We start from the raw sequence: 17,134 nt of genomic DNA on the forward strand, positions 1-17,134 counted from the left end.
ATGTTGCAACCGATTCCGATTCCGTCCCAGGTCAACACACAGCCGATTCCGCCGTCGATCGCTGCCAAACTTTCCTCGATGCGCACCCGGATCGAAGCGTTTCAGGATCGCTGGGATCAGCACCGCGCCGAGCAGTTCGTCGCCGCCGATTACGAACTGGTCTACCAGACGCTGGAATGGATCAACCGGCACCAAACCCAGATCGGCAGCCGGTTTTTAGAGTGGGGATGCGGTTTCGCCGCGGTCGCCTGTTTGGCCGATGAGCTGAAATGGAACGCACACGCGATCGAAGCCCACGCCGACTTGATCGGGCAAGCCCGAAAGACGATCCGGACGTGGCCGGCCAACGTGGACCTGTTCGACGGCAATTTCCTGCCTGGCGGAGCGCCGGAGCTGTCACTGGATCCGACGCTGCCGTCGCTCGGGCATGGAGGCCAGTCGGCCTATGACGCTTGGGGTTTGGAACTGGACGACTTTTCGTTGGTCTATTCGTATCCCTGGCCGGGGGAAGACGAATTCCATGAAGATGTGTTCGATCGCTACGCGGCGATCGGCGCGTTGTTGTTGATGTTCATCGGCCCCAACGAAATGCGGCTGGTCCGCAAAGTCCGCCGCTGATCGTCACCTTTCTCACGTACGATGGCCCTTCCGGGCCCTCGTCCACTGGACGCCGATCCCCCAGGGGTTCAATTGGCTGCCGAAATCCCCGCCAACAACACGACGACGCGGGTGGCGATCGATTGCCCCGTGCCGATTTCTCCGACGCCCTCACCGGTCTTGGCTTTGATGCCGACTTGCGACGGATCGATGCCCAACATGGCGGCGATGTGAGTGCGCATGGCGTCGATGTGGGGCGCCATTTTGGGGCGTTCGGCCAGGATCACGCAGTCCAGATTGACGATCCCCATGCCGCGTTGATTGACTTTCTCCAGTGCCGCAAGCAGAAAATCGCGGCTATCGCGGTCGGCGTTTTCCGCCGCGGTGTCGGGGAACAGTCGTCCGATGTCGCCGGCACAGAGAGCGCCCAGCAAGCCGTCGGTGATCGCATGCAGCAGCACGTCGGCGTCGCTGTGTCCGATCGCATGCACCTCGGCGGGTACGTCGATGCCGCCGATCCGCAACGGCCCGCCGGGGCCCAGCCGATGGGAATCGTATCCCAGTCCGATACGCAGATTTGGCACGTCGGCCGTGGTGGAGGTCATGGAGTTCTATCGTTCAGGTCACGAGGAATATCGGCCGGTGGATCCCTTCTCGTGGTGATCGCAGCGCGTCACTACAATACCGCCGCCTGTCACCTTTCTCCAGCGTCCGCCGTGTGCCATGTCGATCATTGAAGTCCGAAATCTGACCAAGTCCTATCGCGTGTATCGCAAGGGAGAAGGGCTGAAGGAGAGTTTCAAGGGGCTGTTTCATCGGGAGTATCAGGAGGTCCACGCGGTTCGGGGAATCGATTTGGACGTCCAGGCCGGTGAATTTGTGGCGTTTCTCGGCCCCAACGGGGCCGGGAAAACGACGACGCTAAAACTGTTGTCCGGCGTGATCGATCCGACCAGCGGCGACGCCACGGTGATGGGCTACGTTCCCTGGCAGCGAAAAAATGCCTATCGCCGGCGGTTTGCGCTGGTGATGGGCCAGAAAAACCAACTGTGGTGGGATTTGCCGGCCCAGGAATCGTATCGGCTGCAACAGCAGATCTACGGCGTGCCGGAGGACCAGTTTCGCGTCACGATGGACGAACTGACGGACTTGCTGGAAGTCGGCTCGTTGCTCAGCCAGCCGGTCCGGGAGCTGTCGTTGGGTGAGCGGATGAAAATGGAGTTGATCGCGGCCCTGCTGCACAGCCCCGACGTGCTGTTTTTGGATGAACCGACCATCGGGCTGGACGTCATCGCCCAGCACAATATCCAGCATTTCCTGCGTTATTACCAGGAAAAGCGTAAGATCACGATCCTGCTGACCAGCCACTACATGAAGGACGTCGCGGCGCTCTGCAAACGCGTGGTCGTGATCGCGCGGGGCAGAATCGAATACGACGGATCGTTGTCGGGCATCATCGACAAATTCTCGGGCTACAAAATCATCACGCTGCAATTCGCCGAAGAGCATCAACCGGATCTCAGGGCGCTCGGTGAGGTACTATCGGAGACCTGGCCTAAAGTTCAATTGAAAGTCGCCCGGGCCGATGTCCCAGCGGTGCTCTCCCACTGTTTGGCCGATCACCCGATCGAAGACGTCGCGGTGGAAGATCCGCCGCTGGAAGACGTGATCGCGGGGCTGTTTCGCGAGACGACCGAGAAGCGTGCGGGATAGAATGATTGAAGAAAATCGCGAAAACGCGTATTTTCTTCAGACGCACCGAGAGATGGATCCGCTCTTCCCCCCGTCGAAGTCGATCTGGACGATACTAGACGCTTGTACGAGTTAGCAAAGGACGCTCAGGAATCCTGATGGCAGAAATCACACTACGCGACCTTGAGATCTTCTACGACGGCGACACGCTGAAGATCTCCAGCAGCAACGAACCAGAAAAATCAGTCTCGCTTGACCCCTCGACGGTCAAACCGCTGGTCGATTTCGTGCACTTGCTCGCCCCGCCCGAGGAAAAAGAGCCGAAGTCGGAGGATGAGAATCGCAGGGAATCGTTTCGCGTTCCGGTCATCGACGAAAGCGGACTGTCGGTCACCCTGATTTCCGGTAAGCAGCGTTGCGTGTCCAAACCGACCAACATCAGCATGACCGGCGTGTTCGTCGAAGTCCCCAAAGACCGTTCGATTGCTCTGAACATCAACGACGAACTACGCGCCCGACTGTCGATGGACAAGTCAGAGATCGAACTCGATGCGATCGTGCGGCGCATCGAACCGAATGGCTTCGGGTTGTTCTTCCCCGAAACCTTCAAAGGCGAACACGTCGACCCGCCGCCGATCATCCGTCGGATCGTGATGGATCTGCAACGGCAATGGATGTTGCATCGAAAAGAACTGTAGGACCCACCGTTACTTTCCCCATCCCGCGACGAGTCTTCGATGTCGATCAAACGTGTCCAATGCCCACAGTGCAACGTACCGATCAACGTCCCCGCATCAATGGCATCGACGCAATGCCCGTCCTGCGGTGGCGTCTTTTCGATCTCCGCCGCCGCGTCACAAGCGTCCAATCCCCAACCGGCACGACCAGCCAAAACCGTCACAAACGATGATGACGATTCCGATTCCGGAGACAGGATCGGACAGTGGTTGGTCGTCGGTGGAGTCGCCGGACTGGCCGTCGTCGGCCTGATTCTGTTGGTCCTCTTCTCGGGCGGATCGACCGAGGAACCCGAAAAGCCCGAGGTCCCGATGCGGAGCCAAGCCCAAGTCGTCGAAGACCTGAAGCTGGAACAAACCCCGGGCGAGGTCGAGTATCGCGAAGTGGATCTGCCCGAGTCGACGCGTCAGAAGATCTATCGCGACTACTCACAAATGATCGCGTCTTCGTTCGGCAAGGCCAAGAAAATCCCCAAAAGCGGGGTCGCCGGGCAGGCGCTCAACCAAACGCTCGGAGCGGTGGTCGACCGCGAAGTGACCCACATCGCACTGACGCACGGAATCACCGAGGAAGACGTCGCCCAGATTTACGCCGAGGGACAGGCCAAGGGCTGGAAATGAGACGCCGCGCGCCGTCGATTTGACGCGCTGATCGGATCATCGCTACCGCTTCCCATAGGACTCTTCGGGTACGACTGATGACGTACGACGGCCCTTCCGGGCGGTCGCCGCTAAATGACGTACGACGGCCCTTCCGGGCGGTCGCCCCTCGCTGCCTCGCAGCGAAGGGAGTCGCCTGAAGGGACCGCCCAGCTTAGGGCAGAGGCGAAACGCGGCGAATCCAAATGATCTGGCCGCTTGGGTAAGAGGTGGTCGGTGGATGGGTGTACGACGTCCTTTCTAGGTCGTCGCGCTGAGCCCCACGGGCGACGGCCCGGAAGGGCCATCGTATCCCAGATAAAGCATCGCCCTAAGCTAGACGATCGCCTAAAGTCTAGACGCCAACGGGGCTCGTTCTGCCGAGTTTTGGCGCGCGGTGTGCAGACAGTGTCATTCGAATCGAATGAGGCTCGTTTTCGAACGTTTCACAGCGGGCATTCAATCCGATCCCTCCCAATTTAAAAGGAATCATCCCCATGATGAACAAACTACTTCTCGCCGCGGTCGTCAGTGTCGGCGGCATGGCCGTTTCCGAATCGACCACACAGGCCGGCGACTGTTATTACCGTCGGCCGGCGGTCCGATCGGGGTATGCGTACCGAGCTCCGGTTGCGGTCCCGCGCGTCTACACCGGCAGCTACCGTGCTCCGGTCTACCCCTACGTTTCTCGGGGCTATCGGCCCTATTCGTCCTACCGGCCGGGATTCGGTTACCCGCCCGGTTATCGGGGTTACATCGGGCCCGGCGTCCGCTTTGGCGGTTATCCGGGTTATGGTTATGGCCGCAGCGGGATCTCGATCGGATTCGGGTTCTAAAACCCTTGCGATTGGGGGCGTCGTCAAGTTCTATTGTTGAATCGGCCCGCGATCGGACGGTCGCGGCCGTGTGACGTTTTCGCCCTTGGTAAAGAAACAGGATCCTCGTGGACAAAAAGCAGAAGAAGCGCCTGGATGTCATCAACAAGAAGCTGACCAGTTTGCGACAACAGTTGGCCGGATCGCGGCAACAGGCGGATGACTTGGATGAATTGAAAGAGTTGGAAACCGAGATCGCCAAGCTGGAAGCCGAGGCGGCCGAGATCAAAGCGTCCAAGTAGGGTAGCGTCGGCGTGCGAAAACCGATCCCGACACACTTTCAGGGCGAATCGCCAGACCCGGTGTTGGTGATGGGCATGCACAACTCCGGCAGCACGGCGTTGTCGCGTTGTCTTCACGCCTGTGGATTGTTCATGGTCAACAATGCCACGCAGTGTGAATCGCACTTCTTTTCCAACTACGTCAACGACGAGCTCTTGATGGGCGGCGGGGCAAATTGGGCCAACTACCCGATCATGTCCGTCGACGAAGTGATGAGCTACCGGGAGACCGTCGGGACGTTCATGCTGCAGCAATGGCGGATCGATTTGATGCAGTGGGGCTACGACGGCACCTCACCCTGGGGAATCAAAGACGCCCGCACTTGTGTCTTGCTGCCGCTGTACCTGGACGTGTTCCCCAACAGCAAAGTGTTGTTCATTCGCAGGGACCCCGATGACATCGCCGCGTCGCTGTGCCACCGAGAAAAACCGGGCGTCGGTGTGCTCAAGGATCATCAATACTGGAAGAAGTTGACGCTGGCGCATTTCGAGCGTGTCGAGACGTTCGGCCGCGCCCATCGCTGGTTTCACGAAGTCGGCTACGATGAACTGTGTCGCCAGCCGGCCGAGGTCGGTCGGCGGGTCCATGATTTTTTGCAACTTCCGTTCACGGCCGAGCACGAGCAAGTTTACTGCCGGACCATGCACCGCGATCGCTTGGCGACCAAAACGTGGACCGCGTTCAAATGGCGCGTGATGGCGGTCAAAAAGGGTTTGCAGGTGATGCTGGAATGATGCGGCGTCACCTCAAACAACTCGTCGTCCTGGCCGGCCGAATCTCACGTCGCAGCCGGTATGAAATCGCCAAGCGAATCATGCCCAGCACGGCCGTGCTCGGGCCCAAAGTGGTCCCGCGTGTTGCCGGCCCCCTCGTGGAGAAACGCGACATCAAACTGAACCTCGGTTGCGGTCCGATGCACCTGGACGGCTACATCAACATCGATGCCGCCCCGGCCGCATGCGCGGATTTCTACATGGACTTTGGCGAACTGGAGCGGGCGTTTTCGGCGTCCAGTGCGCGGGAGATCTTGATGATCCACTCGCTCAGCTACCTCAATTTGTGGCAGGCGAGAGAGTTCTTTCGATCCGCCTATCGGTTGCTGTCGCCGGGGGGGCAACTGATCATCGAATTGCCTTCGATCGAAAAGTGCGCGGCGCACTTGCTGGAGTCCCGTGGCAACTTGCCGGCCTACCTGGAGGGGGTCCGGGGTGTTTTTGCGTTTGATTTGAGCGAAATTACGAACCAAGTCTCGTTCACGCCGTACTCGTTTGGTTGGTCAGCTTGGCACCTGGAACACGAGTTACGCGATGCGTCTTTTTCCCGTATCGTTGTCACCGAACCCGAGTTCCACCAGCAGCCATGGCGCGACATCCGCGTGGAAGCGAGCAAATAGCAGCGACTCATTTAATACGCTTGGATCCGATTTATGCCAAAGTTCGTCGATACGCGTGACGAGTCGATTTTACCGGTCCAGGGAAAGAATCTCGTTCTGTTCCACCCACACGTGCCGGAATCTGCCATCGCCGGCGTCGCCGACACGTTGCGAACCCGCTGGATCGGGCAAGGCCCCAAAGTCGAGCAATTTGAAGAGTCGTTCCGCGTTGCTCTGGGATCGAGCCATTTTCCGGTCGCCGTCGGATCCTGCACCGACGCCATCCATCTGGCGTATGTGCTATGCAATCTGCAACCGGGGGATGAAGTCATCGTCCCGGTTTTCACGTGCACCGCAACGAACATTCCTTTGCTCTATCACGGGGTTCGCATTCGCTTTGCCGATGCGCAGCGGGAGACGATGAATATCGACCCCCGACACGTTCGGTCCCTGGTGACCGATCGCACGCGAGCGATCGTCTGTGTGCACTACGGCGGCTTACCCTGCGACATGGACGAACTGACGACCATCGCAACCGAAGCCGGCGTGCCGTTGATCGAAGACGCCGCACAGGCCGTGGGCGCAAGCTACAAAGGTGTCCCGGTCGGTGCGATGTCGGATTTCACCGCGTTCTCGTTCCAAGCGATCAAACACATCACGACCGGAGACGGCGGGATGTTGATGATCCGCGATCCGCAACTGGTCGCCAAAACCAAACGCATCCGTTGGTTCGGGATCGACCGCGAAGCCAAGCAGGGCGGGACTTGGCAGAACGACATCAGCGAAGTGGGCTACAAGTATCAGATGACCGACATCGGTGCGGCGATGGGATTGGCGGCACTCGAAACGCTCGACGAAGTGCTGGACCTGCGAAAGTCGATTCTGGCCCGCTACATCCAGCGGCTGCAGGGCATTCACGGCATCGATGTCGTCGGCGCCAACTTCAAAGATCGCGTGCATGCGGCTTGGCTGTGTACGGTTTTGGTCGATCGCCGCAAGGACCTGGAGCGAAAGTTGCGCGACGCCGCCATCGAGTCCGGGCAGGTTCATTTTCGCAACGATCGATACAGTGTGTTTGCAAAGTATCGCGAAGATGAACTCCCCAACATGAACGCCCTGGAAGAACGTTACCTGGTCTTGCCTCTGCACACCCACATGTCGGTTGCCGATGCAGACCGGGTCTGCGACGTGATCCAATCCGGCTGGTAACCCGATCTGCGATGAAAGTACTGCTGGTTTACGAATCGTTGGAAACACCTAGCACGACGGTTCGGGCGTTGCAGTTCCGCGAGTGTTTTGAGCAAGACGCCCAGATTCAGGCGACGTTCATCGGACGCACCAGCGAGGCGATGAACGCGGTGATGAAGCGCTGGCCATGGCGCCCGAGTTTACGGCGTCCGGCAACGGTGGCCGAATCCGCCATCCTGCGTCGACGTGAATCGAAAATCGTTGACTTGGCACGCCGATGCGACGTCGTGATGATGATGACCGTGCCTTCGTGGCCGCTGCATCAGCGATTGGCGGATTTGCCAAACACACGTCTGATCACCGACCTGATCGACGCGCTTTGGCTGCCCTGTTTCCAGTCTCAGGGTTGGCAGCACATTCACCAAATGCTCGCTACCTCCGACACCGTGATCTGCGAAAACGAATACACCGCCGGGTACGTGCGCGATCATTGTCCCAACGTCTCGGTGGTTCCCGACGGGCCTCAGTTGGACGTGTTTGATCGCCATCGCGATTCGGTCGTTGCCCCGCAGGAAACCTGTCGCATCGGCTGGATCGGCGGCAAGTACACCGCCGACGCCTTGTACCGCGTTTTCGAGCCGCTGGAATCGATCTTCGCCCAACATCCCGACGTCCAACTGCGACTGGTCGGAGCCGATCCCGACCGGATCCCTCGTTTCGAAAACGTTCGCTACAGCGTCCTGCCGCAGTACGACCAGACCACGATGGTCCGAGAGGTTTTGGCAATGGACATTGGGATTTTCCCGATGTTCAACACCGCCGAATCCCTGTACCGTGGAACGCTGAAAACCAAGATCTACATGTCGGGCCAAGCTGCCGTGATCGGCCAACGTTTGGGAGAAAACGAAACCTTGATCCAAGACGGCGTCAACGGCTTGCTGGCCGCGGACGACCAACAGTGGTGCGACGCACTGAGTCGTCTGATCGGTGATGTCCCGCTTCGCCGACAGGTTGCCGCGGCGGGACTGGAAACGATGCGACGCGACTTCACGCGTCAACGCTGCTACCAACGACTTCGCGACGCGATCCTGGACGTCCAGGAATAATCGGTCGTCGGATAGGCTTCCAACCTGTGTGGCTGGCTCGCTGTATCCCGGCTCGCTGTATCTCGGGCATCAGCCCCTACGACAACACCGCGACCACGGTCCAAACGCCGGTGACCAGCATCGCCACCGCGGACAGCCACAGAAAAACGTCCCATGTCTTGCCGGGTTCCAGCCCCTCGACTGATCGCTTGTAGCGGAAAAAGAGTGCCGCGGCGGCCAGCATCGGCAACATGACGCCTTGCGCGATCCCGCTGATCAAGACCAATTGCGCCGGAGCCGGGAAGGCGATGAAGATGACCACGCACAGAATCGGAAACACACCACTCAAGATCCGAATCCAACGGTCGCGGGTCTGCTCGTCATGCGCGATCACGCCGATCACCCGCAACGCGTCGGAAAAGGTCCGCGCGTGCGACGCGTTGGCGACAAAAAACGTCGAATACAGCACCGCCAGCGCACCGAACAAAAACACGGTGGCGGCCCATTCGGAAAACACCGGTTGGAACATCACGGCCAACGTCCGCACCATGTCGCCTTTTTCCGGATTCAACCCGATGCGGTGCAGCACCGAAGCGCCCAGCAGATAGAACGCGACGGTGGCAAAGGTGTAGATCAGCATCGCCCCCCACGCATCGAAGTGCATCACCCGCATCCACCCCGCGGCCCGCTGTTTCCACTGCGGGGAACCATCGTTTGCGCCGGTGAATTTGCCGTACCCTTTTTCCAAACACCAATACGGGTATGTGATCAACTCCGCCGCGCCCACACCGATGATGCCAAAGGTCGCAAGTGCGGTTCGGATCGGACTGATCTCCGCCGTCTTCTCTGGAAATGAGAACATCAACCCGGAGAGAAACTCTTTGGCACTGAATGCGAATTCGGCTTCGCTTTGCAACCAATACACGTTCACGACGACCAGCAACGTGAACGATGCCACCAATGCGGTGGAGAAGGATTGAATCAGACTGTACCGGCCGACGACCAGGATCACGCTGGTGAGTAGCGAAATGATGATGGCCCAAATCGCGGTGTCGTGGGGTTGCAAATGCTGGCCGGGGTCTGCCGAACGATAGGTTGCATCGTAGGTGCCCCAGGTGTTCGATGTGCTCACGTCCGACTCGGTCTCGCCACGATGATGCGCCTGGCGAAACGCGTCGAAACGCGCCAATTGCTCGGCGTCGGCCGCCTGGTTGTACGCCACGCCTTGCTGCGTCAGGGGCGCACTGATCGACAGCGCTTGACCGACACCACCGACGATGCCACCCAGTTGGGAAATACTGGCCAACCACATGATCAACCAATACCACACCAACCAGTTCCCTCGCCCCTTGATCCGCGGCCCCGGGACTTCATCAAGTGCGACCAACGTCGTCTTACCACTGATCAAGGCATAGCGGCCGAATTCGATCTGGGCGAACACCTTGATGACGCACCCGATCACGATCAGCCACAACAGACTGAATCCCGCTTCCGCACCCGTTTTGGTGGTCGCGATCAATTCACCACTGCCGACGATGGATCCCGCAACGATCAGCCCCGGCCCCACCGCCAGCAGGATCCGTCCGAGTGAGGTGGGAGGGGAAATGGTTTCGTTTTCTTTCATGGGGCGTGAGTTTAGCAGCGCAACAATGACGCATGTTGCGGGGTGATCTTTTCAGGTTTCAGGTTTCAGGTTTCAGAAAACACCAAACATTTCCTTGACCGCCTCCCCCTTTTTCTGTCCCCAACTTTTCTGCCCACCGTCAACTGCCTTGAAACTTGAAACCCAAAACTAAAAACCCCCCGCCGGTTGCGTGGTGTGGGCTTGCCGGGTGATAATCGAAGCTGTTCCGGGAAGACCGTTTTCGCTCCTTTTTCGTTTGCATGGCCGCCGTCCAACCGCTCGACACGACCATCGCCGTGGTCACGCCGGAAAACATCGCCTTTGAGTATCAATTGGCGGGTCCGTTCCGTCGTCTGCCGGCGTATCTGATCGATCTGGCGGTCCGCTGGGGGGTGATTCTGACCGTCGGATTCACGTTGCTGTTGGTCGGTGGATTGCTGACCGTGTTGTCGTCCTTCTACGGCCCGCTGACGTTTGCCTTCATCGTGATTTTGATCTTCGTGATCAATTGGTTCTACGGAACGATTCTGGAGGCCTACTTCAACGGTCGCACGATCGGAAAGTGGTTTTGTGGGATTCGCGTGATCGAAGTCGACGGACGCCCTGTGTCGCCACGCAGCGCCCTGCTGCGAAACCTGCTGCGGGTCGCCGATTTGGCCCCCGTCGCCGCGATCAACACGTGGGATCCCGATGTCCCGCCGATCTACTTTATTCCCACCGGGATCGTCGGCTTGGTCAGCATGATGATGACGCAGCGGATGCAGCGTCTGGGAGATCTGGCCGCTGGAACGATGGTGGTGGTCGACGAACGCAAATGGCAACTTCCGATCGCCAAGGTGGATGATGCACGAGTCCCCGCGCTGGCATCGTACATTCCCGGCGATTACCTGATCACCCGAAAGATGGCCAGAACGCTGGCGACCTATGTCGAACGCCGCCATTTCTTGACGCCACCGCGGCGCCGCGAAGTCGCCCGGAACCTGTCAGATCCGCTGATCGATCGGTTTGATTTTCGCAAGGACATCGACCCGGATCTGCTGTTGTACGCGCTCTACTACAAAACCTTCTTGGTCGATTCGACGACCGAATCGGCTGATCTGGGCCCACTGGCCGGGTACAGCCCGCTGGCCAAAGACGCCGGCAAACCGTCGGGGCTGGCGGAACCACTGCAAAGCGTCGTTCAAGAGGAGCTAGGCAAACCCGCACAACGTCAACCCGCACAACGTCAACCGGTACAGCGTCAACCCGCACAGGCTCCGCTTGGTGATTGGCGCAGCGCGTCGGATCGGTCGTCGATCCAACCCAACGCGGACGCCGCCGACGCCGCAATGTCGTCACCGTCGCTGGCAAAGACGCCGCCGGCAGAGACTCCGGTGCCGCCGCCCGGAAATGCGAGGGAAGACCGATGAATGTCGCGAAGCTGCTGGAGAAACGCCGCACCGATTGGACCGAACTGGAACGCTTGTGCGAGGCCATGGAAGTGCGCGGCAGCACGGATTCGGTCAGCCCCAAACATCGCGGGGCACCGGGTGTGGTGCGGTTTTCATCACTCTATCGAGCGGCGTGCGCCGATCTGGCGCTCGCCGATGCGTACCAATTGCCTCCCAACACGGTCACCTACCTGCACCGCTTGGTCGCCCGTGCCCACAACCAGTTGTATCGCACGCACAGCCCCGCACCGGGCGGTTGGGTTCGCATTCTATTTACCGAAGCACCGCAACGGATTTTCAACGACGGCTGTGTACGGGTCGCCACGCTGGTTTTCTTTGGGTTGTTCGCCCTGGCGATGGTGATGGGCGCCGCGGAAGAACAGTTTCCGGGGTTTGCCGAACGCATTTGCGGGTCCAAAATGCTCGAAGGCACGTCGGAATCATTCAAGGAACCGTTGGCCGTCAGTCCGGAAGAATACACGGCGCGGGCGGCGTTCTACATCCGTCACAACACAGGCATCGGGCTGCAGTGTTTCGCCTACGGAATTCTTTTGGTCCCCTGTTTGGTCACGCTGGCCTACAACGCGATCGTTTTGGGCGCCACGTTCGGTTACATGTCGCGCGACGGGGTCGAGGGAGCGGATCATTTTTTTGAGTTTGTGACTGCCCACGGCCCCTTTGAACTAACGGCGATCGCGTTGTCGGCCGGGGCCGGCCTGCGATTGGGCATGGGGCTGTTCTACACCCGCGGGTTGTCTCGCGTGGACTCGGTTCGTCGATCCGGACGCGATGCCGTGCCGGTGATGGCCGCCAGCGCGGCGATGTTCATTCTGGCGGCGTTCACCGAAGGCTTTTTGTCGCCCAGCGGTGCCCCCTACTTGATCAAAGTGGCCTGGTCGATCCTGTCCAGTGGCCTGATCACCCTGTACTTCGTCGTGCTCGGATTCCCTCGTCACGAGAGCGACGGCGGGTCCTTGGTCCGAACCGCCCGCTATGCAGACTTGGTCGATTCGCGCCTCCCGATTGACGGAGCCGACGACGATGCAACTTGATCAAACCCATGTGGCCGTCCGGGTCCGGACCCTGGCCGAGATCGGTGATCTGGCGCTGGTGCTATTGCATCGCTACCCGACGCTCTTGTTTGTCGGGTTCCTGCTAGGCGCATGGCCGTGGATGGTCGCCAATGCGTTGTTGCTGTCTTGGATCCCGCTGACCGAAGCGCAATATGGCTTGGATGATTCCGAAGCGATCTGGGAACTGAGTCGCTACGCGACGTGGATGGCGTTGTTGGTGTTTCTCCAAACACCGGCTGCCGGAGTGGTCACGACGATTTACTTGGGGCAAGCGGTGTTCGAACACAAACCGAGTTGGCGGAGCGCGTTGCAGATCGCGAGACAACAATTCTGGCGTTGGTTTTATTGCCTGGGAATTCGGCGATTGGCGATCCCCGTGATGATCCTGGTCGCGGTCCGTCTGTTTCAGCCCTACGACACCGTCTTTGACGTCACGTTGCCGGTCATCGTCTTTGTCGTCGCGTTGGCCGTGCGCGCCGGTCGGCCGTTCTTGCCGGAGATGATCCTGTTGGAAATGTGTCCGCTGAGGAGCAAGAATGCCAGCGAAATCACGCTCTCGCGACGCGCCCGCGCCCTGCACCGCCCCGCCGGCAGCGACGTCGGCAGCCGTTGGTTCGCCGCCGCGCTGACGCTGACCGTCATTTTCGCCGGACTGTTCTACAGTCTGGTGTGGGTCCGCGGGATCGTCACGGGCTACTGGAATTTCGGCTTGGTGACGTTGCTGTTGCTCTACCCCCTGGCGCTCTGGACCGTCGGCGGGCTAAGCGTAGTGGTCCGCATGATCGCCTACCTGGATACCCGCATCCGCTTGGAAGGTTGGGACGTCGAATTGGCCGTTCGTGCCGAGGCGATGCGTCAATTCGGTGACGAAACCGGGATCCCCAAACCAGCCTCACCGACTCCGTCCGAATCGATTGCGGTGCCCCGGTCGAACGAAGTCGCCGCGACCGTTGGAGAAGCATCGTGAATCGACGGACAAACGTAGCGACATTCACCAGAAGATGGAGCCCCGCGCGCGGTCATGCACTGGTCCACACTCGGGTGAGCCTCGCAGCGTCCACGTGGTGCCGTTCGGCAAGTTTGTGGCTACAGGTGGTTACCGTCGCAATTGTTGCGGCCCTCTGTCCCGCGATCTGCCCCACCGTCGCTGCTGCGGATTCGCCTGATGACTCGACTGCATCTGCAGATCCGGCCAGTCCGATGTCACAGTCGTTGGACACGACGCCCTGGTATGATTCCGAATCAAAGCAACTGGTTCCGATCGAACTGAAGATCCGCCAGGATGACTCGATCCATCGTGACAGTCGCTGGCTGCCCAAACCCAAAAAGGTCAAACAAACCACACCGTCAAACAACTCGGCCACCAACCCGGGCGCGACGACCGGCGGCTTATTCGGCACGTCGTTCACCTGGAGCAATCTGTTCGGCTGGGCCTTGCTGGCTGTCATCGTGATGGGAATGGTCGGCTTGACCGTGTACGCCGTGTCGCGTGCCGAATTGCGGATGGACAATCGCTCGTCGATCAACCGGCAATCCGATTCGCAAGCGTTACCCGATGAACACACGCTCGAGCGCATCAAACACCTGCCGCCCGAACTGCGCCGAACCGATGTGAACCTGCGCAGCGAGTGTGAACGGTTGATGGGCGAAGGACGTTTCGACCAAGCGGTCATTCTGTTGCTCGGCCATCAGCTGTTGCTACTCGATCGTAGCGGACTGTTGCGGCTGAGCCGAGGAAAGACAAACGGTCGGTACGTGCGTGAGACGCGCAGCCACCACGAGCCGATTGCGACATGGTTGCGGGCCACTGCCGATGCGTTTGAACAATCTTACTTTGGGCGCCACGAGATCCCTGCAAGTGTCTTTGAACAATTGTGGCGTCAAAATGAGCTGTTGGAATCGGCGACACAGACCTATGGAGCGGGCAAATGAAACGAATCATTGTTCCGCTCCTGCTGCTGTTGTTGTTTGCCGGCTGCGACGGCGGTCTGCGAACCGGCTATGGCCCCAGCAAAGGGATTTTGGCCCGCCGCAGCGTCAACGGTTTTACGTCGCTGCGCAACGCGTTTTCATCTGCGGGCTTCTCCACACGTGACTTGAATCGCCTGACCGACCGGGCGCGGCGCACATCCGTCATCGTTTGGACGCCGACGCACCCAACGGGCATTGAAAACCGGACCACGCGTTGGCTGGAACAATGGCTGAAGCTTCAACAAAAAACGCTGATTTATGTCGTTCCCGATAGCGGCAGCGAAGCGGAGTTTTACCGCGACGCCCGACCGTTTGCGTCGCCACCACAGCGGCTGGAGTACCGCCGCAAGTACGCCGAATCATTGATTCAAGAGCACCAATGGCAGCTGGCGCGAACCACGTTGCCCTCCAACGGCTGGTTATCGATTCAACCCGATGTCCAACGCACCAAAATCCTGCTGGACAATGCTACCGCGGGCGATGCTGCCGAGCACGAGGCTGCCGCGGGCGATGCTGCCGCGGGCGATGCTGCCGCGGGCGATGCTGCCGCGGGCGATGGCTGGGACGGTGTGGTCGACATCGACACGCCAAGACGCATCGAGTGGGTTTTGAAGAAATATGACCGCAAAGACAAGTCACAACAGGGAACCCCGATTCTGCAACCGGCCGGCCCAGGCGCGGTGTACTGGCCGCAGGGGCAATCCGTCAGCTCCACGTCGGCCAAAACGAAGTTTGAATCCGTGTTGGTATCCGAAGACGATGACACCATCCTTGCCCGCATCACCTGCGATGCCTGGCCAAACTCGCAGGTCTTGGTAGTCGCCGGCGGATCGTTGTTGACCAACTACGCGCTGACACAACCACAGAACCAAGCGTTGGCTCAGGGACTGATACGCAGCTCGATCGCACGGATGCATCCATCCAAACGAGCGGGTTCTGGCGGCCGACTGGTCGCGGATGGTTCGCAGCCGCAAGCGGGATTTGCGTTCGCACCCTACTCGTTACCGATCAGCAACCGAAGCGGCGAGATCCCGCGGGCCTCCGGGGCGGAATTTTTCACGGAGTTTCCGCTCAGCTTCGTCACCTTTCACATCGCCATCCTGGGATTCGTGATCTGCCTGACGTTGCTGCCGATCTTTGGTCGCCCTCGGCGCGTCGACCGCGGCGTCCTGACACATTTCGGCGATCATCTCAGTGCCGTGGCGACGTTGATGAGGCGTCGCGGCGGCGAAACCTTCGCCCGCCGCAGAATCAGCGACTACATGAAACATGTCCGCGACGAAGCATCCGGCCCCTGGGTGATCGACGAACCGGTTCACGAGACCGATCCTGCGATCCACTTGCATCTGCCAGCCCCGAAACCGCCTGCTGAGAGCGTGACGGCGGTTGACACGGCGGTCGTGCGACAAGAATCTACTGAGCGTCCCCGAGGCGATTCCCACCCCACTGATCGAGGCTGACCGTTGACCGACCCGACTGCCGGAAACCCACAACCCGGATCACACGCCGTCACCCCGACGGCTTCGCAAGGCACGAGCACCGGCGCCGCCACGACTCCCCCGCCCAGCGAGTCGCCGTTGGCGTCACAGGGGAAGAGCCAACGATTCGAGCCCGTCCAGCGGCTCTACCAAGCGGTCTCGGACGAAGTCGCCAAATTGTTTGTCGGTCAGGACGAATTGGTCCTCGGAACGCTGACCGCGTTATTTTCCGGCGGCCACGTGCTGATCGAATCCGTGCCGGGGCTGGGAAAGACCCTGTTCGTTCGCACCCTCGGTCGAGCGCTCGGCTGCGATTTCGGACGCATCCAATTCACCGCCGACCTGATGCCATCGGACATCACCGGCGCCCCCGTGTTCGACATGCAAAAAAGCGAGTTTCGCTTCCGCCCCGGCCCGGTTTTCACGCAGCTGCTGTTGGCCGACGAAATCAACCGCTCGCCCGCCAAGACACATGCCGCCCTGCTAGAAATCATGCAGGAATACCGTGTCACGATCGACGGAACCAGCCACACCGTGCCGCAACCGTTCCTGGTGATGGCGACCCAAAACCCGTTGGAAAGCGAAGGCACCTACAATTTGCCCGAAGCCCAACTGGACCGGTTCATGTTCAAATTGAAGGTCGATTACCCGAGCGAAGCACAAGAAGCTGAAATCCTGAAACTGCACAGCAAACAGGTCAACTTGAATGAACGGTTGGAAACCGAGGTGCGGACGATCACCGATCCGGAATCGGTGCGTCAACTGATTCAGCTTTGTGGAACCGTCAATGTCGAAGACGCGTTGGTGGACTACATCAACAAGATCGTCCGCGCCACGCGGACTTGGCCGGCATTTCATATCGGCGCTTCGCCACGCGCGGGCCTGGCGCTGATGCAGTGTGCCCGTACTTTGGCCGGATTCGGCGGCCGCGACTATGCGATCCCGGACGACGTCGTCGAAGTGGCGATCCCGGCCCTGCGGCACCGGGTTCAGTTGACTGCCGAGGCTGAGATCGAAGGCCGGGATATCGACGAAGAACTGCTCGCCGTGATCCGAGGCATCGAAGTCCCACGCGATTGACGATCCGCAGG

Annotated in this window: 18 protein-coding genes; 16 read left to right on the forward strand and 2 right to left on the reverse strand. The window is 59.7% G+C overall.

Annotated features, from left to right (window positions below; translation table 11 throughout):
* Entirely contained in the window at positions 1 to 618 is a 618-nt protein-coding gene (locus tag Mal15_RS16640) for a class I SAM-dependent methyltransferase (protein ID WP_147868797.1), read from the forward strand.
* A 68-nt stretch (positions 619 to 686) separates the two neighbouring features.
* Here the strand turns inward: Mal15_RS16640 and ispF are convergent, their stop codons facing one another.
* Positions 687 to 1,202, reverse strand: a complete 516-nt coding sequence (gene ispF, locus Mal15_RS16645) for a 2-C-methyl-D-erythritol 2,4-cyclodiphosphate synthase (protein ID WP_147868798.1) — start codon at positions 1,200 to 1,202, stop codon at positions 687 to 689.
* 118 nt (positions 1,203 to 1,320) lie between these two features.
* Here ispF and Mal15_RS16650 point away from each other — a divergent pair, with 118 nt between their 5' ends.
* The 9 genes from Mal15_RS16650 (at position 1,321) to Mal15_RS16685 (ending at position 8,488) form a co-directional block, all read left to right on the forward strand.
* A complete protein-coding gene (locus tag Mal15_RS16650; RefSeq protein WP_147868799.1) occupies positions 1,321 to 2,310 on the forward strand; it encodes an ABC transporter ATP-binding protein in 990 nt (329 codons plus the stop codon).
* A gap of 137 nt (positions 2,311 to 2,447) precedes the next feature.
* Positions 2,448 to 2,987, forward strand: a complete 540-nt coding sequence (locus Mal15_RS16655) for a PilZ domain-containing protein (RefSeq protein WP_147868800.1) — start codon at positions 2,448 to 2,450, stop codon at positions 2,985 to 2,987.
* Between the two features lie 39 nt (positions 2,988 to 3,026).
* Complete coding sequence (locus Mal15_RS16660; RefSeq protein ID WP_147868801.1) at positions 3,027 to 3,647, forward strand: hypothetical protein; 621 nt, start codon at positions 3,027 to 3,029, stop codon at positions 3,645 to 3,647.
* Between the two features lie 515 nt (positions 3,648 to 4,162).
* Positions 4,163 to 4,501: a hypothetical protein gene (locus Mal15_RS16665; protein WP_199773879.1), complete on the forward strand. Its 339-nt coding sequence runs from the start codon at positions 4,163 to 4,165 to the stop codon at positions 4,499 to 4,501.
* 107 nt (positions 4,502 to 4,608) lie between these two features.
* Positions 4,609 to 4,782 (forward strand): hypothetical protein, encoded by a 174-nt coding sequence (locus Mal15_RS34125; protein ID WP_167546858.1) that lies wholly within the window; start codon positions 4,609 to 4,611, stop codon positions 4,780 to 4,782.
* A gap of 12 nt (positions 4,783 to 4,794) precedes the next feature.
* Positions 4,795 to 5,556, forward strand: coding sequence for a sulfotransferase (locus tag Mal15_RS16670; RefSeq protein WP_147868802.1), 762 nt, complete (start codon positions 4,795 to 4,797; stop codon positions 5,554 to 5,556).
* Positions 5,553 to 6,215 carry a class I SAM-dependent methyltransferase gene (locus Mal15_RS16675; RefSeq protein WP_147868803.1) on the forward strand — a complete coding sequence of 221 codons (663 nt, stop codon included), beginning with the start codon at positions 5,553 to 5,555 and terminating at the stop codon, positions 6,213 to 6,215. The genes Mal15_RS16670 and Mal15_RS16675 overlap by 4 nt, the downstream gene beginning before the upstream one ends.
* Positions 6,216 to 6,248: 33 nt before the next feature.
* Entirely contained in the window at positions 6,249 to 7,403 is a 1,155-nt protein-coding gene (locus Mal15_RS16680; protein WP_147868804.1) for a DegT/DnrJ/EryC1/StrS family aminotransferase, read from the forward strand.
* Positions 7,404 to 7,414: 11 nt separating this feature from the next.
* Positions 7,415 to 8,488, forward strand: coding sequence for a glycosyltransferase family 4 protein (locus Mal15_RS16685; RefSeq protein ID WP_147868805.1), 1,074 nt, complete (start codon positions 7,415 to 7,417; stop codon positions 8,486 to 8,488).
* 76 nt (positions 8,489 to 8,564) lie between these two features.
* On the opposite strand, the gene Mal15_RS16690 is transcribed toward Mal15_RS16685, so the two are convergent.
* Positions 8,565 to 10,091, reverse strand: coding sequence for an Nramp family divalent metal transporter (locus tag Mal15_RS16690; protein ID WP_147868806.1), 1,527 nt, complete (start codon positions 10,089 to 10,091; stop codon positions 8,565 to 8,567).
* 260 nt (positions 10,092 to 10,351) lie between these two features.
* On the opposite strand from Mal15_RS16690, the gene Mal15_RS16695 reads away from it, so the two are divergent.
* The 6 genes from Mal15_RS16695 to Mal15_RS16720 all read left to right on the forward strand — a co-directional run bounded on the left by Mal15_RS16695 (position 10,352) and on the right by Mal15_RS16720 (position 17,123).
* A complete protein-coding gene (locus Mal15_RS16695) occupies positions 10,352 to 11,500 on the forward strand; it encodes an RDD family protein (protein ID WP_147868807.1) in 1,149 nt (382 codons plus the stop codon).
* Positions 11,497 to 12,573, forward strand: a complete 1,077-nt coding sequence (locus tag Mal15_RS16700) for a stage II sporulation protein M (RefSeq protein WP_147868808.1) — start codon at positions 11,497 to 11,499, stop codon at positions 12,571 to 12,573. Before Mal15_RS16695 ends, Mal15_RS16700 begins: the two co-directional genes overlap by 4 nt.
* Positions 12,563 to 13,561, forward strand: a complete 999-nt coding sequence (locus Mal15_RS16705) for a hypothetical protein (protein WP_147868809.1) — start codon at positions 12,563 to 12,565, stop codon at positions 13,559 to 13,561. The genes Mal15_RS16700 and Mal15_RS16705 overlap by 11 nt, the downstream gene beginning before the upstream one ends.
* Positions 13,562 to 13,794: 233 nt before the next feature.
* The gene (locus Mal15_RS16710) at positions 13,795 to 14,526 is read left to right on the forward strand and encodes a DUF4129 domain-containing protein (RefSeq protein ID WP_147868810.1); all 732 of its coding nucleotides are present in this window, start codon (positions 13,795 to 13,797) and stop codon (positions 14,524 to 14,526) included.
* Positions 14,523 to 16,025, forward strand: coding sequence for a hypothetical protein (locus Mal15_RS34130; protein WP_167546859.1), 1,503 nt, complete (start codon positions 14,523 to 14,525; stop codon positions 16,023 to 16,025). The genes Mal15_RS16710 and Mal15_RS34130 overlap by 4 nt, the downstream gene beginning before the upstream one ends.
* 3 nt (positions 16,026 to 16,028) lie before the next feature.
* Positions 16,029 to 17,123, forward strand: a complete 1,095-nt coding sequence (locus Mal15_RS16720; protein ID WP_390623521.1) for an AAA family ATPase — start codon at positions 16,029 to 16,031, stop codon at positions 17,121 to 17,123.
* The last annotated feature ends 11 nt before the right edge of the window (positions 17,124 to 17,134 follow it).

The sequence above is a fragment of the Stieleria maiorica genome (genome assembly GCF_008035925.1).
Classification (GTDB): domain Bacteria; phylum Planctomycetota; class Planctomycetia; order Pirellulales; family Pirellulaceae; genus Stieleria; species Stieleria maiorica.